General features: G+C 31.5%; 26 protein-coding genes. All 26 read left to right on the forward strand.

What is annotated here, in order from left to right:
* Window positions 1–89 precede the first annotated feature (89 nt).
* Window positions 90–335, forward strand: coding sequence for a hypothetical protein (locus ACXAEA_RS22290; protein ID WP_475098195.1), 246 nt, complete (start codon window positions 90–92; stop codon window positions 333–335).
* Window positions 332–463 carry a hypothetical protein gene (locus ACXAEA_RS22295; protein WP_475098196.1) on the forward strand — a complete coding sequence of 44 codons (132 nt, stop codon included), beginning with the start codon at window positions 332–334 and terminating at the stop codon, window positions 461–463. The genes ACXAEA_RS22290 and ACXAEA_RS22295 overlap by 4 nt, the downstream gene beginning before the upstream one ends.
* Window positions 463–735 carry a hypothetical protein gene (locus ACXAEA_RS22300; protein ID WP_475098197.1) on the forward strand — a complete coding sequence of 91 codons (273 nt, stop codon included), beginning with the start codon at window positions 463–465 and terminating at the stop codon, window positions 733–735. Before ACXAEA_RS22295 ends, ACXAEA_RS22300 begins: the two co-directional genes overlap by 1 nt.
* Before the next feature lie 123 nt (window positions 736–858).
* Complete coding sequence (locus ACXAEA_RS22305; RefSeq protein ID WP_475098198.1) at window positions 859–1176, forward strand: hypothetical protein; 318 nt, start codon at window positions 859–861, stop codon at window positions 1174–1176.
* On the forward strand, window positions 1173–1727 hold the full coding sequence (locus ACXAEA_RS22310) for an ATP-binding protein (RefSeq protein WP_475098199.1): 555 nt from the start codon (window positions 1173–1175) through the stop codon (window positions 1725–1727). Before ACXAEA_RS22305 ends, ACXAEA_RS22310 begins: the two co-directional genes overlap by 4 nt.
* A 241-nt stretch (window positions 1728–1968) precedes the next feature.
* Entirely contained in the window at window positions 1969–2157 is a 189-nt protein-coding gene (locus ACXAEA_RS22315) for a hypothetical protein (protein WP_475098200.1), read from the forward strand.
* A 243-nt stretch (window positions 2158–2400) separates the two neighbouring features.
* On the forward strand, window positions 2401–3534 hold the full coding sequence (locus ACXAEA_RS22320; RefSeq protein WP_475098201.1) for a replication initiation factor domain-containing protein: 1134 nt from the start codon (window positions 2401–2403) through the stop codon (window positions 3532–3534).
* Between the two features lie 65 nt (window positions 3535–3599).
* Complete coding sequence (locus ACXAEA_RS22325) at window positions 3600–3749, forward strand: type II toxin-antitoxin system CcdA family antitoxin (RefSeq protein WP_475098202.1); 150 nt, start codon at window positions 3600–3602, stop codon at window positions 3747–3749.
* Window positions 3750–3852: 103 nt separating this feature from the next.
* Window positions 3853–4116, forward strand: a complete 264-nt coding sequence (locus ACXAEA_RS22330) for a hypothetical protein (protein WP_475098203.1) — start codon at window positions 3853–3855, stop codon at window positions 4114–4116.
* 13 nt (window positions 4117–4129) lie between these two features.
* Entirely contained in the window at window positions 4130–5494 is a 1365-nt protein-coding gene (locus ACXAEA_RS22335; protein ID WP_475098204.1) for a hypothetical protein, read from the forward strand.
* On the forward strand, window positions 5491–5760 hold the full coding sequence (locus tag ACXAEA_RS22340) for a hypothetical protein (RefSeq protein ID WP_475098205.1): 270 nt from the start codon (window positions 5491–5493) through the stop codon (window positions 5758–5760). Before ACXAEA_RS22335 ends, ACXAEA_RS22340 begins: the two co-directional genes overlap by 4 nt.
* 30 nt (window positions 5761–5790) lie before the next feature.
* Window positions 5791–6384, forward strand: coding sequence for a hypothetical protein (locus tag ACXAEA_RS22345; protein WP_475098206.1), 594 nt, complete (start codon window positions 5791–5793; stop codon window positions 6382–6384).
* Between the two features lie 20 nt (window positions 6385–6404).
* On the forward strand, window positions 6405–6557 hold the full coding sequence (locus ACXAEA_RS22350; RefSeq protein WP_475098207.1) for a hypothetical protein: 153 nt from the start codon (window positions 6405–6407) through the stop codon (window positions 6555–6557).
* 180 nt (window positions 6558–6737) lie between these two features.
* Window positions 6738–6983, forward strand: a complete 246-nt coding sequence (locus ACXAEA_RS22355) for a hypothetical protein (RefSeq protein WP_475098195.1) — start codon at window positions 6738–6740, stop codon at window positions 6981–6983.
* Window positions 6980–7111 carry a hypothetical protein gene (locus ACXAEA_RS22360; protein WP_475098196.1) on the forward strand — a complete coding sequence of 44 codons (132 nt, stop codon included), beginning with the start codon at window positions 6980–6982 and terminating at the stop codon, window positions 7109–7111. Before ACXAEA_RS22355 ends, ACXAEA_RS22360 begins: the two co-directional genes overlap by 4 nt.
* On the forward strand, window positions 7111–7383 hold the full coding sequence (locus tag ACXAEA_RS22365; RefSeq protein WP_475098197.1) for a hypothetical protein: 273 nt from the start codon (window positions 7111–7113) through the stop codon (window positions 7381–7383). The genes ACXAEA_RS22360 and ACXAEA_RS22365 overlap by 1 nt, the downstream gene beginning before the upstream one ends.
* A gap of 123 nt (window positions 7384–7506) precedes the next feature.
* Window positions 7507–7824: a hypothetical protein gene (locus ACXAEA_RS22370; protein WP_475098198.1), complete on the forward strand. Its 318-nt coding sequence runs from the start codon at window positions 7507–7509 to the stop codon at window positions 7822–7824.
* Window positions 7821–8375, forward strand: a complete 555-nt coding sequence (locus ACXAEA_RS22375) for an ATP-binding protein (RefSeq protein WP_475098199.1) — start codon at window positions 7821–7823, stop codon at window positions 8373–8375. The genes ACXAEA_RS22370 and ACXAEA_RS22375 overlap by 4 nt, the downstream gene beginning before the upstream one ends.
* Window positions 8376–8616: 241 nt before the next feature.
* Window positions 8617–8805: a hypothetical protein gene (locus ACXAEA_RS22380; RefSeq protein WP_475098200.1), complete on the forward strand. Its 189-nt coding sequence runs from the start codon at window positions 8617–8619 to the stop codon at window positions 8803–8805.
* 243 nt (window positions 8806–9048) lie between these two features.
* A complete protein-coding gene (locus tag ACXAEA_RS22385) occupies window positions 9049–10182 on the forward strand; it encodes a replication initiation factor domain-containing protein (RefSeq protein WP_475098201.1) in 1134 nt (377 codons plus the stop codon).
* Between the two features lie 65 nt (window positions 10183–10247).
* Window positions 10248–10397 (forward strand): type II toxin-antitoxin system CcdA family antitoxin, encoded by a 150-nt coding sequence (locus ACXAEA_RS22390; RefSeq protein WP_475098202.1) that lies wholly within the window; start codon window positions 10248–10250, stop codon window positions 10395–10397.
* Between the two features lie 103 nt (window positions 10398–10500).
* Window positions 10501–10764 carry a hypothetical protein gene (locus ACXAEA_RS22395; protein WP_475098203.1) on the forward strand — a complete coding sequence of 88 codons (264 nt, stop codon included), beginning with the start codon at window positions 10501–10503 and terminating at the stop codon, window positions 10762–10764.
* Between the two features lie 13 nt (window positions 10765–10777).
* A complete protein-coding gene (locus ACXAEA_RS22400) occupies window positions 10778–12142 on the forward strand; it encodes a hypothetical protein (RefSeq protein ID WP_475098204.1) in 1365 nt (454 codons plus the stop codon).
* Entirely contained in the window at window positions 12139–12408 is a 270-nt protein-coding gene (locus ACXAEA_RS22405) for a hypothetical protein (RefSeq protein ID WP_475098205.1), read from the forward strand. The genes ACXAEA_RS22400 and ACXAEA_RS22405 overlap by 4 nt, the downstream gene beginning before the upstream one ends.
* Before the next feature lie 30 nt (window positions 12409–12438).
* A complete protein-coding gene (locus ACXAEA_RS22410; protein ID WP_475098206.1) occupies window positions 12439–13032 on the forward strand; it encodes a hypothetical protein in 594 nt (197 codons plus the stop codon).
* A 20-nt stretch (window positions 13033–13052) separates the two neighbouring features.
* Window positions 13053–13205 carry a hypothetical protein gene (locus ACXAEA_RS22415; protein ID WP_475098207.1) on the forward strand — a complete coding sequence of 51 codons (153 nt, stop codon included), beginning with the start codon at window positions 13053–13055 and terminating at the stop codon, window positions 13203–13205.
* Window positions 13206–13296: the final 91 nt, after the last annotated feature.

Consider the following 13296-nt stretch of genomic DNA (forward strand, 5'->3'; position numbering starts at 1 on the left):
CTTTTAACTAATCGGCTTGAATTATTAATATTATTGTTACTTTTCAATTCTGTTATCTTTCTATATGCCGTTATTAGAGGTACAAAAAAATGATGATTACTGCTGACGCTGCTTATACTTTGTTCGGTGTAATGTTAGAAGTAACTTTATTAGCTTGGTTAATATCTCGGCTAATTATTTTCATACCCGATTTAATGATTTCCATTCTTAAAAAGGTTAAAAACAAATCTTTTATTTATCGTGAATCTAAATTAGATCAACCTTCTTTGGATACTTCACTTGATAAATCTGAATATGGATTAAAAACTCTTATAGATCGGTGGTTTAAATTTTGATATTTGAAACTCTTTTATTAGAACAACCTGTTAAAACTGTTTTAGCTCTTGCCTTTCTTGCTGTTATTATAATCGCTGCTATTGAAATTTCTTATCGTACTGAACAATTGGGAGATGAAGAAGAATAATGAATATTGTACTTATTAATGACACTGGTATCGAAACTTTTAAATCTTGGTCTGATGTTAAAAAATATTCCTCATTTACTAAAGATGATTTTACTAAAGTCGGTGTTGATTATGTCCTTAATTGCAATAATGAAACTTATGAAATTTCTAAAGATATTAAAACGCTTGAAAGGGTTGCTTCTGAGCGTGTTTTTGCTAAGTCGCAAACTACTACTCTTGATTGGCTTATTATCGCTACTTTCATTCTTACTTTATATAACTTGATTTCTTAATATGCAGGGTTTAATAATTGGTGTTTTTGTTTTTACTGTTGTTGCTTTAGGATTCTTTTTCATTACTGCATTAGCATTATTAATTGTGAATTTTCTAGCTGAAAGATATGGAGATGGTCTTTAATGATTGATGAACAAAAAGTAGATGATATATTTTCATCATTTATTCGTTCTGGAAATGGTTCTGATGATATTAAACAAATTTATGAAACTTTACCATATTTAAACCATGAACAACAAAGAGTATTAACTCTTTTATCTTCTTTGGCCGTTAAATATGATTCACCAGTATTAGCTGAAATGGTTGAAAAAATTCATCTGTACGCTCGTAATAATCGTAAAACTGGTTTTCGTTTTACAAGGCTTATTGAATCCTACTCTTTGTATAAGCATTTCAAAGGATATAAAATGTCTGGTAACGTTGGAGAAGATCCTAAATGAAATTAGGTGTGTTTGGTCCTCAAGGTTCTGGAAAAAGTTTATTCGCTATGATTTTAGCTCGTCATCTTCAATCTCTTGATCCACAACTAACTATATATACAAATATGAATGTAACAGGTGAAAATATAAATATTATTAATGATCTTGGTCAAATGCCTTTAAATGATTCTCGTAATAAAGTCTTAATAGTTGATGAAGCCTATTTTACACTTGATTCCCGTAATACATCTAGTAAACAAAATAGAATATGGTCAAAAGTCTTTGCTCTTTTCCGTAAATCTGATGTTGTACTCACTGTGTTTATAACACATAGACCTCGTATGTTAGATGTAAATATTAGAGAGCAACTAGATTATATTCTTATGTGTCGTAAAAATCCTTTACAATTCGATTATTTATTAATGGATACTATATCCGAATTTATTACACCTATCTCATTACCTAAAATTCAATCTTTATATAACTATGCTAATTATGATACTAAAGATTTTCCTATGCCTATCTCTGTGGATTCTTTACAATATCACCCTTTATTTATGATCTCAAAATAAAAATAAATAAAAAAAACTATAACTATTACTCTCTCTTACTTCTTTAAAGTTTCCGAGGATTGGCTTGGGTGAAACACGTGCGTTTACGCGCGGTTTCACCAGGCGATCTTATAAAAAAAATTAAATTCCCTACCGATAGGGATTTTTTAATTTTTTCTTATAACACAAAATTTCGAAGAAATTTCCCTTGTACATATTGTATTCACTCTGTTACTATATGTATACAAGGAGATGATAATATATGAAAACACCTCAAACATTTAGAACTACTAAATTACAAAAATTTATTAACTCAAAAGAAATTGAATTAAAAATTATGAAAGAGTTTTCTTTAGATGGAAAACACAATGATAGAATAATAGCTTTTGAAGATTTGCTTGCTGATCTACGACAAGAATTTAATCTTCTGAATGATTCAAAACTAGACTAAAAATTTACTTAAGCTGAAAAACATTATTTGTCGTCGTCTTTTGTATAACTCTAATGCTCTGACATGTTCGGAAATACTGGAGCGATAGCGGTGAAGCTTTAGCTTCTAAATTCCTAACCATTCATAACCCTTCTATTATGTTTGGTAGGTAAATAAATATAATTCTCTATGGCTGCATGTGTTGGCAAACGTTCCCTTGCTTGCAAGGAAAGGTTTTTAATTTCCAGTAAAGGAGTTTCAACTATGACCGATTTTACAGGTCTACCCCCGTATGCTAACAGGGGGGTAGAAAATACAAGCAAGAACGGCTTAACTGCCTGTGTCGACTGGCTTCAAGTCACTTTTAAGAGTGTCACAAATCCACAAAATATAATTGATCTTTTAGGCATGAAACACTGTGACTTTATCCCTTTTGAAAATGGAAAATATGGATATCCTTACCATTTAAGATTTGGAAATATTTCAATCTATTATTCTTCTGAATTGGATAGTGTTCATTTAGAAATGACTGGTCAAGGCTGTCGAGAATTTGAAGAAGTCGCAAAATATAACTGGTCTACTTTTATTGGATTGGTTCTGATGTTAGATGTAAATATTCCTCGTCTTGATCTGGCCATAGATGACACGCAAGGTTATTTCACATTAAAAACAATTAGAAGGAAAATCACTCGTGCTGAGGTTCGTTCAAAATTTAAAACTGCTCGTATTATTGAAGAATTTAAACTTTCAAATGGTGAAAATCTTGGTACTACTGCCTATTTTGGTTCACCACAATCAGAAATACAGATAAGAATATATGATAAATATAAGCAGCTCCTTCGCAAAAAAAGACCTATTCCAGAAGGAGTTGAAAAATGGGTAAGGACAGAATTACAACTTCGTGATGATCGTGCATATATTGCAGCTAAAATTATTTCAGAGAATGAAGAATCAAATTTAGGACAACAAATAAAAGGACATTTAAAAAACTACATAATGTTTGTTGAACCTTCTGCAGATAAAAATAAAGGTCGTTGGAAAGTATCGAATTTCTGGAATAAGTTCTTGGATAATGTTGACAAGTTACCATTAGCACAAAAATCTTCAGATTCATCTATTGAAAAAACGCAACAATGGCTTGAAAAAACTGTTTCTGCCGGTTTTGCTACTTGGTTACAGGCTTATGATTTCAATGCTGATCTATTAGCTAATATGCTTGTCAAAGGTTTACAAAAACAAAAAAAGAAGCATATAAATATGCTCACAAAGTTTAATAGGACTAATACGCTATCCGATATTGATATGATGGAAAAACGTGATAATCTAATTTCAGAGTTATTATTTATTAAAGAAAAAAATAAAAAAGAATCCGAACTTAAAAACAAGCCCGAATCCTAAACCTTAATTACATTATACACTCTCATAATTAAATTAAAACAAATAACTTATAAAGGGCTTTTATAATGGGTCGTCACAGGCTTGATCCAGAAGAAAAAAGAATAAGATTAACTTTAACAATTCCTAAAAAGCTTGTCGAACAACTCAAGAATGAAAATGTTAATATTAGTAAACTTTTCGAACAACTTGTAAAAGATTATCTTAATAGGAAGTAATTTGTAAAAAAAAGTCTTGCCGTTTGGTGGGACTTTTTGTATGCTAAAAACAGAACAAAAATTCGCTCATACAACAAAAATTAGGAAAAAGGAGCTATAAAAAATGTTAAAAGAAAAAGAATATGTATTTATCTCTGCACAAGAAATTAATGGTACATCTGAAAAAACTGGCAACCCTTATTCATTAAAGAAAATCCGTTTTGCTGATCCTTCTACTTATGAAAATCATCAATTGGATTATAAAGAAGGTTTAAATCTTTCTTATCTTCAAAAAGGAGAAAAAATTAAGTTAGAAATTGAATTAGCTGCCGGTTATGCTGGTCGTGATTCTCGCCCATCTGTCATTAACGTTATTCCCGTTAAGTAAGGATTGATTTTATGTGAAAAAACTTATTGTTGTTTTACTTGCCTTACAATTCCTTTTATTTTCAAATGTTGTAAGTTATCAAAATTCGGTTTATGCTGCTACTGGCACTTTATCACCTTCAGATTTAAAAAACGGTGACGGTATTGCTAAAGTCATAGTTTTATTGATTGCTGGAACTATTGTTGCTAGTGGTGGACATGCTGCTGAAATGGATCATGAAAAAGTTAGAGAAAAAGCTCAAGAAATTTATAATGGCTTATCAACTACTACCAAGGAAACAATGAAAAGTTCTGTTGATGCTGCCATTACTGCTGGTAAAACTTCATATGCCGTTTCGCAAGATTTCTATGATGAATTAAAATTAGCTTCTCCTATTGTTGGTGATTGGCTACATGATAATTTATTGATTCGTGAACATGAAATAGTACATGGTTCGGATTTAGTATCTGGGTATCAAGATGATTATGCTTACTGGAATAAAACAGCTCAAGCAAATTCAATTGCTACTTTATCTGGTACATCTGTTATTAGTATTCAAGTTTCTTTAGGTGATATGTGGGGCAATCCAGCACAAGTTGAAGGATATAATTCAGTTACTAATACATGGGAATCTTTTTTCTCTGCTCCTTATGATTCTTATCCAGAATTAGATACTTACATAACACAAGCTCGTTCAATTGATGATTTCAATAAGTTATTAGATTATTTGGGTTTACCTACTATTGTTCCTCGTGTTGCGGTTTCTGATGTTCCTACTACTAATGATATTGTTGCTGATGGCTGGAATACTACTATTGACCGTTTAAAAGCTGGAACAAAAGAAATTAATATTCCTATGGATCAATGGCTTGCTAAAACAAAAGATGGAATTGATTTAGTTAAAAATCCTTCTGATGGTACTTTTACTTTACCAGATGGCTCTGTTTATGATGGTACTATTTCATGGGATATTCCTATCCCTGTTCCTTTAGATGGTGCAATTCCTACTGTTGGAAATCCTGCTATTCCTATTGAAAATGTTGGTGTAGGTGATATCCCAATAGAATCTGATATACCTATGGTTTCTTCTCCACCAACAACCAAGCCACCAAGCGAACCAGCTCCAACTGGCGGCGATTTACCTCCATTTTTACCATTGGCTTTTTTGGTTGCTATATTCGATTTTATAATGGCTATTCTAGGTTATTTACTACGTTTAATTAAATTTATTGTTACTTTACCAATTATCCCTGAAAAACCTATTAACAATGAAGGTTTTCAATGGTTTAGGCACGCAAAAATAATCGGTATACAGATTTATGATGTCGTAGTTTATATAGCTACTTTTACCTTGGGATTTGTTATTTATAAAATAATAAGGTGGCATTATCAAGAATGATTGATTCTTTACTAGGTCTTTATAATTCATTAATTGATACGCTCTCTGGAATTGTTGGAACTCTTGTAGATACTACTGAACATATTAATGATGTTGCTTTTACTGATAATGCTTTTTATGATTATCTTGGTTATGCAAAATATGCAATGGGTTCAACTCTCTATGTTACCTTTTTCGGTTTTGTATCTTTAGTTATTGGAATACAAGTATTTTCATGGTTTAAAGGTGCTTTAGAAGATATTTGGACTTTCTTTAAAGTTTGGTGATTAGTTCATGACTTGAAAGGGGGTGAAATATTGGAATCTGTCCAATCTATCAATAAAAAAAAGAAACGTAATTTTTTACGTTCCATTGCTTTAGCTTTAATTATGCTATTATCTGTTCCTGCTTTTGCTTTTGCTGCTGATCCGTCAACTGTAACTTATCCGACGCATGGAGCTACAAAGGTTCCTAGTCAAAGTTCATATGATTCTTTTGCAGCAACTCACCCTTATTTGTATTTTAAGGTTGATTCGGGTGAATTAACTATATTCGGTTCAAGTTCTGCTTTTAGTGTCACTGCTGAAACTAAACTATATTCTGAAAATGGTTATGATTTATTATTACCAGATAATTCAACTGATACTGGTTATAATAATTTTTCTCTTTTAAGTGCTTCATCTCATGGTACACACATTAATGGTTCTGCTCCCGATCCACCTGATGAAGGTGGAACAGGTGAAGATACAAATCCTATTGGAGGTTTTAACATGTTTGCTAATTTAACTACTGCTGCAATTACTACTGAAGCTACTTCTTGGGCAAATCATTTTGATGAGCTTCTTCTTGTTGTCGTTGGTGTTGGTGTTGGTTTTGCTGCTGTTCGTTTTGTTAAGTCATTATTCTTCTAAAATGAAAGGTTGTGTATTAAATGACTGAAGGTTTATTTTCTGCTTTAACTACTACTAGCATTACTACTCAAGCTACTGCATGGGCAAATAATTATGATGAATTACTCTTAGTTGTTGTTGGTGTTGGTGTAGGTTTTGCTGCTGTTCGTTTTGTTAAATCTTTATTCTTTTAACTCTCTGAGGGGTAGACAGTTACAGCTGCCTATCCCTTTTTTAAGGTGTGAAAATTAAATGTATGATTACGATATTTTAACACAATTACAACTTTTAACTAATCGGCTTGAATTATTAATATTATTGTTACTTTTCAATTCTGTTATCTTTCTATATGCCGTTATTAGAGGTACAAAAAAATGATGATTACTGCTGACGCTGCTTATACTTTGTTCGGTGTAATGTTAGAAGTAACTTTATTAGCTTGGTTAATATCTCGGCTAATTATTTTCATACCCGATTTAATGATTTCCATTCTTAAAAAGGTTAAAAACAAATCTTTTATTTATCGTGAATCTAAATTAGATCAACCTTCTTTGGATACTTCACTTGATAAATCTGAATATGGATTAAAAACTCTTATAGATCGGTGGTTTAAATTTTGATATTTGAAACTCTTTTATTAGAACAACCTGTTAAAACTGTTTTAGCTCTTGCCTTTCTTGCTGTTATTATAATCGCTGCTATTGAAATTTCTTATCGTACTGAACAATTGGGAGATGAAGAAGAATAATGAATATTGTACTTATTAATGACACTGGTATCGAAACTTTTAAATCTTGGTCTGATGTTAAAAAATATTCCTCATTTACTAAAGATGATTTTACTAAAGTCGGTGTTGATTATGTCCTTAATTGCAATAATGAAACTTATGAAATTTCTAAAGATATTAAAACGCTTGAAAGGGTTGCTTCTGAGCGTGTTTTTGCTAAGTCGCAAACTACTACTCTTGATTGGCTTATTATCGCTACTTTCATTCTTACTTTATATAACTTGATTTCTTAATATGCAGGGTTTAATAATTGGTGTTTTTGTTTTTACTGTTGTTGCTTTAGGATTCTTTTTCATTACTGCATTAGCATTATTAATTGTGAATTTTCTAGCTGAAAGATATGGAGATGGTCTTTAATGATTGATGAACAAAAAGTAGATGATATATTTTCATCATTTATTCGTTCTGGAAATGGTTCTGATGATATTAAACAAATTTATGAAACTTTACCATATTTAAACCATGAACAACAAAGAGTATTAACTCTTTTATCTTCTTTGGCCGTTAAATATGATTCACCAGTATTAGCTGAAATGGTTGAAAAAATTCATCTGTACGCTCGTAATAATCGTAAAACTGGTTTTCGTTTTACAAGGCTTATTGAATCCTACTCTTTGTATAAGCATTTCAAAGGATATAAAATGTCTGGTAACGTTGGAGAAGATCCTAAATGAAATTAGGTGTGTTTGGTCCTCAAGGTTCTGGAAAAAGTTTATTCGCTATGATTTTAGCTCGTCATCTTCAATCTCTTGATCCACAACTAACTATATATACAAATATGAATGTAACAGGTGAAAATATAAATATTATTAATGATCTTGGTCAAATGCCTTTAAATGATTCTCGTAATAAAGTCTTAATAGTTGATGAAGCCTATTTTACACTTGATTCCCGTAATACATCTAGTAAACAAAATAGAATATGGTCAAAAGTCTTTGCTCTTTTCCGTAAATCTGATGTTGTACTCACTGTGTTTATAACACATAGACCTCGTATGTTAGATGTAAATATTAGAGAGCAACTAGATTATATTCTTATGTGTCGTAAAAATCCTTTACAATTCGATTATTTATTAATGGATACTATATCCGAATTTATTACACCTATCTCATTACCTAAAATTCAATCTTTATATAACTATGCTAATTATGATACTAAAGATTTTCCTATGCCTATCTCTGTGGATTCTTTACAATATCACCCTTTATTTATGATCTCAAAATAAAAATAAATAAAAAAAACTATAACTATTACTCTCTCTTACTTCTTTAAAGTTTCCGAGGATTGGCTTGGGTGAAACACGTGCGTTTACGCGCGGTTTCACCAGGCGATCTTATAAAAAAAATTAAATTCCCTACCGATAGGGATTTTTTAATTTTTTCTTATAACACAAAATTTCGAAGAAATTTCCCTTGTACATATTGTATTCACTCTGTTACTATATGTATACAAGGAGATGATAATATATGAAAACACCTCAAACATTTAGAACTACTAAATTACAAAAATTTATTAACTCAAAAGAAATTGAATTAAAAATTATGAAAGAGTTTTCTTTAGATGGAAAACACAATGATAGAATAATAGCTTTTGAAGATTTGCTTGCTGATCTACGACAAGAATTTAATCTTCTGAATGATTCAAAACTAGACTAAAAATTTACTTAAGCTGAAAAACATTATTTGTCGTCGTCTTTTGTATAACTCTAATGCTCTGACATGTTCGGAAATACTGGAGCGATAGCGGTGAAGCTTTAGCTTCTAAATTCCTAACCATTCATAACCCTTCTATTATGTTTGGTAGGTAAATAAATATAATTCTCTATGGCTGCATGTGTTGGCAAACGTTCCCTTGCTTGCAAGGAAAGGTTTTTAATTTCCAGTAAAGGAGTTTCAACTATGACCGATTTTACAGGTCTACCCCCGTATGCTAACAGGGGGGTAGAAAATACAAGCAAGAACGGCTTAACTGCCTGTGTCGACTGGCTTCAAGTCACTTTTAAGAGTGTCACAAATCCACAAAATATAATTGATCTTTTAGGCATGAAACACTGTGACTTTATCCCTTTTGAAAATGGAAAATATGGATATCCTTACCATTTAAGATTTGGAAATATTTCAATCTATTATTCTTCTGAATTGGATAGTGTTCATTTAGAAATGACTGGTCAAGGCTGTCGAGAATTTGAAGAAGTCGCAAAATATAACTGGTCTACTTTTATTGGATTGGTTCTGATGTTAGATGTAAATATTCCTCGTCTTGATCTGGCCATAGATGACACGCAAGGTTATTTCACATTAAAAACAATTAGAAGGAAAATCACTCGTGCTGAGGTTCGTTCAAAATTTAAAACTGCTCGTATTATTGAAGAATTTAAACTTTCAAATGGTGAAAATCTTGGTACTACTGCCTATTTTGGTTCACCACAATCAGAAATACAGATAAGAATATATGATAAATATAAGCAGCTCCTTCGCAAAAAAAGACCTATTCCAGAAGGAGTTGAAAAATGGGTAAGGACAGAATTACAACTTCGTGATGATCGTGCATATATTGCAGCTAAAATTATTTCAGAGAATGAAGAATCAAATTTAGGACAACAAATAAAAGGACATTTAAAAAACTACATAATGTTTGTTGAACCTTCTGCAGATAAAAATAAAGGTCGTTGGAAAGTATCGAATTTCTGGAATAAGTTCTTGGATAATGTTGACAAGTTACCATTAGCACAAAAATCTTCAGATTCATCTATTGAAAAAACGCAACAATGGCTTGAAAAAACTGTTTCTGCCGGTTTTGCTACTTGGTTACAGGCTTATGATTTCAATGCTGATCTATTAGCTAATATGCTTGTCAAAGGTTTACAAAAACAAAAAAAGAAGCATATAAATATGCTCACAAAGTTTAATAGGACTAATACGCTATCCGATATTGATATGATGGAAAAACGTGATAATCTAATTTCAGAGTTATTATTTATTAAAGAAAAAAATAAAAAAGAATCCGAACTTAAAAACAAGCCCGAATCCTAAACCTTAATTACATTATACACTCTCATAATTAAATTAAAACAAATAACTTATAAAGGGCTTTTATAATGGGTCGTCACAGGCTTGATCCAGAAGAAAAAAGAATAAGATTAACTTTAACAATTCCTAAAAAGCTTGTCGAACAACTCAAGAATGAAAATGTTAATATTAGTAAACTTTTCGAACAACTTGTAAAAGATTATCTTAATAGGAAGTAATTTGTAAAAAAAAGTCTTGCCGTTTGGTGGGACTTTTTGTATGCTAAAAACAGAACAAAAATTCGCTCATACAACAAAAATTAGGAAAAAGGAGCTATAAAAAATGTTAAAAGAAAAAGAATATGTATTTATCTCTGCACAAGAAATTAATGGTACATCTGAAAAAACTGGCAACCCTTATTCATTAAAGAAAATCCGTTTTGCTGATCCTTCTACTTATGAAAATCATCAATTGGATTATAAAGAAGGTTTAAATCTTTCTTATCTTCAAAAAGGAGAAAAAATTAAGTTAGAAATTGAATTAGCTGCCGGTTATGCTGGTCGTGATTCTCGCCCATCTGTCATTAACGTTATTCCCGTTAAGTAAGGATTGATTTTATGTGAAAAAACTTATTGTTGTTTTACTTGCCTTACAATTCCTTTTATTTTCAAATGTTGTAAGTTATCAAAATTCGGTTTATGCTGCTACTGGCACTTTATCACCTTCAGATTTAAAAAACGGTGACGGTATTGCTAAAGTCATAGTTTTATTGATTGCTGGAACTATTGTTGCTAGTGGTGGACATGCTGCTGAAATGGATCATGAAAAAGTTAGAGAAAAAGCTCAAGAAATTTATAATGGCTTATCAACTACTACCAAGGAAACAATGAAAAGTTCTGTTGATGCTGCCATTACTGCTGGTAAAACTTCATATGCCGTTTCGCAAGATTTCTATGATGAATTAAAATTAGCTTCTCCTATTGTTGGTGATTGGCTACATGATAATTTATTGATTCGTGAACATGAAATAGTACATGGTTCGGATTTAGTATCTGGGTATCAAGATGATTATGCTTACTGGAATAAAACAGCTCAAGCAAATTCAATTGCTACTTTATCTGGTACATCTGTTATTAGTATTCAAGTTTCTTTAGGTGATATGTGGGGCAATCCAGCACAAGTTGAAGGATATAATTCAGTTACTAATACATGGGAATCTTTTTTCTCTGCTCCTTATGATTCTTATCCAGAATTAGATACTTACATAACACAAGCTCGTTCAATTGATGATTTCAATAAGTTATTAGATTATTTGGGTTTACCTACTATTGTTCCTCGTGTTGCGGTTTCTGATGTTCCTACTACTAATGATATTGTTGCTGATGGCTGGAATACTACTATTGACCGTTTAAAAGCTGGAACAAAAGAAATTAATATTCCTATGGATCAATGGCTTGCTAAAACAAAAGATGGAATTGATTTAGTTAAAAATCCTTCTGATGGTACTTTTACTTTACCAGATGGCTCTGTTTATGATGGTACTATTTCATGGGATATTCCTATCCCTGTTCCTTTAGATGGTGCAATTCCTACTGTTGGAAATCCTGCTATTCCTATTGAAAATGTTGGTGTAGGTGATATCCCAATAGAATCTGATATACCTATGGTTTCTTCTCCACCAACAACCAAGCCACCAAGCGAACCAGCTCCAACTGGCGGCGATTTACCTCCATTTTTACCATTGGCTTTTTTGGTTGCTATATTCGATTTTATAATGGCTATTCTAGGTTATTTACTACGTTTAATTAAATTTATTGTTACTTTACCAATTATCCCTGAAAAACCTATTAACAATGAAGGTTTTCAATGGTTTAGGCACGCAAAAATAATCGGTATACAGATTTATGATGTCGTAGTTTATATAGCTACTTTTACCTTGGGATTTGTTATTTATAAAATAATAAGGTGGCATTATCAAGAATGATTGATTCTTTACTAGGTCTTTATAATTCATTAATTGATACGCTCTCTGGAATTGTTGGAACTCTTGTAGATACTACTGAACATATTAATGATGTTGCTTTTACTGATAATGCTTTTTATGATTATCTTGGTTATGCAAAATATGCAATGGGTTCAACTCTCTATGTTACCTTTTTCGGTTTTGTATCTTTAGTTATTGGAATACAAGTATTTTCATGGTTTAAAGGTGCTTTAGAAGATATTTGGACTTTCTTTAAAGTTTGGTGATTAGTTCATGACTTGAAAGGGGGTGAAATATTGGAATCTGTCCAATCTATCAATAAAAAAAAGAAACGTAATTTTTTACGTTCCATTGCTTTAGCTTTAATTATGCTATTATCTGTTCCTGCTTTTGCTTTTGCTGCTGATCCGTCAACTGTAACTTATCCGACGCATGGAGCTACAAAGGTTCCTAGTCAAAGTTCATATGATTCTTTTGCAGCAACTCACCCTTATTTGTATTTTAAGGTTGATTCGGGTGAATTAACTATATTCGGTTCAAGTTCTGCTTTTAGTGTCACTGCTGAAACTAAACTATATTCTGAAAATGGTTATGATTTATTATTACCAGATAATTCAACTGATACTGGTTATAATAATTTTTCTCTTTTAAGTGCTTCATCTCATGGTACACACATTAATGGTTCTGCTCCCGATCCACCTGATGAAGGTGGAACAGGTGAAGATACAAATCCTATTGGAGGTTTTAACATGTTTGCTAATTTAACTACTGCTGCAATTACTACTGAAGCTACTTCTTGGGCAAATCATTTTGATGAGCTTCTTCTTGTTGTCGTTGGTGTTGGTGTTGGTTTTGCTGCTGTTCGTTTTGTTAAGTCATTATTCTTCTAAAATGAAAGGTTGTGTATTAAATGACTGAAGGTTTATTTTCTGCTTTAACTACTACTAGCATTACTACTCAAGCTACTGCATGGGCAAATAATTATGATGAATTACTCTTAGTTGTTGTTGGTGTTGGTGTAGGTTTTGCTGCTGTTCGTTTTGTTAAATCTTTATTCTTTTAACTCTCTGAGGGGTAGACAGTTACAGCTGCCTATCCCTTTTTTAAGGTGTGAAAATTAAATGTATGATTACGATATTTTAACACAATTACAA

The sequence above is a fragment of the Mesobacillus sp. ABV4_180 genome, assembly GCF_056158485.1.

Excerpts from the sequence above, each read along its gene's own strand:
- ACXAEA_RS22365 (WP_475098197.1), top strand. The coding sequence starts at position 7,111 with ATGAATATTGTACTTATTAATGACACTGGTATCGAAACTTTTAAATCT.
- ACXAEA_RS22310 (WP_475098199.1), top strand. The coding sequence starts at position 1,173 with ATGAAATTAGGTGTGTTTGGTCCTCAAGGTTCTGGAAAAAGTTTATTC.
- ACXAEA_RS22355 (WP_475098195.1), top strand. The coding sequence starts at position 6,738 with ATGATGATTACTGCTGACGCTGCTTATACTTTGTTCGGTGTAATGTTA.
- ACXAEA_RS22340 (WP_475098205.1), top strand. The coding sequence starts at position 5,491 with ATGATTGATTCTTTACTAGGTCTTTATAATTCATTAATTGATACGCTC.
- ACXAEA_RS22385 (WP_475098201.1), top strand. The coding sequence starts at position 9,049 with ATGACCGATTTTACAGGTCTACCCCCGTATGCTAACAGGGGGGTAGAA.
- ACXAEA_RS22405 (WP_475098205.1), top strand. The coding sequence starts at position 12,139 with ATGATTGATTCTTTACTAGGTCTTTATAATTCATTAATTGATACGCTC.
- ACXAEA_RS22415 (WP_475098207.1), top strand. The coding sequence starts at position 13,053 with ATGACTGAAGGTTTATTTTCTGCTTTAACTACTACTAGCATTACTACT.
- ACXAEA_RS22350 (WP_475098207.1), top strand. The coding sequence starts at position 6,405 with ATGACTGAAGGTTTATTTTCTGCTTTAACTACTACTAGCATTACTACT.
- ACXAEA_RS22375 (WP_475098199.1), top strand. The coding sequence starts at position 7,821 with ATGAAATTAGGTGTGTTTGGTCCTCAAGGTTCTGGAAAAAGTTTATTC.
- ACXAEA_RS22315 (WP_475098200.1), top strand. The coding sequence starts at position 1,969 with ATGAAAACACCTCAAACATTTAGAACTACTAAATTACAAAAATTTATT.
- ACXAEA_RS22300 (WP_475098197.1), top strand. The coding sequence starts at position 463 with ATGAATATTGTACTTATTAATGACACTGGTATCGAAACTTTTAAATCT.
- ACXAEA_RS22320 (WP_475098201.1), top strand. The coding sequence starts at position 2,401 with ATGACCGATTTTACAGGTCTACCCCCGTATGCTAACAGGGGGGTAGAA.
- ACXAEA_RS22370 (WP_475098198.1), top strand. The coding sequence starts at position 7,507 with ATGATTGATGAACAAAAAGTAGATGATATATTTTCATCATTTATTCGT.
- ACXAEA_RS22330 (WP_475098203.1), top strand. The coding sequence starts at position 3,853 with ATGTTAAAAGAAAAAGAATATGTATTTATCTCTGCACAAGAAATTAAT.
- ACXAEA_RS22325 (WP_475098202.1), top strand. The coding sequence starts at position 3,600 with ATGGGTCGTCACAGGCTTGATCCAGAAGAAAAAAGAATAAGATTAACT.
- ACXAEA_RS22290 (WP_475098195.1), top strand. The coding sequence starts at position 90 with ATGATGATTACTGCTGACGCTGCTTATACTTTGTTCGGTGTAATGTTA.
- ACXAEA_RS22305 (WP_475098198.1), top strand. The coding sequence starts at position 859 with ATGATTGATGAACAAAAAGTAGATGATATATTTTCATCATTTATTCGT.
- ACXAEA_RS22390 (WP_475098202.1), top strand. The coding sequence starts at position 10,248 with ATGGGTCGTCACAGGCTTGATCCAGAAGAAAAAAGAATAAGATTAACT.
- ACXAEA_RS22395 (WP_475098203.1), top strand. The coding sequence starts at position 10,501 with ATGTTAAAAGAAAAAGAATATGTATTTATCTCTGCACAAGAAATTAAT.
- ACXAEA_RS22380 (WP_475098200.1), top strand. The coding sequence starts at position 8,617 with ATGAAAACACCTCAAACATTTAGAACTACTAAATTACAAAAATTTATT.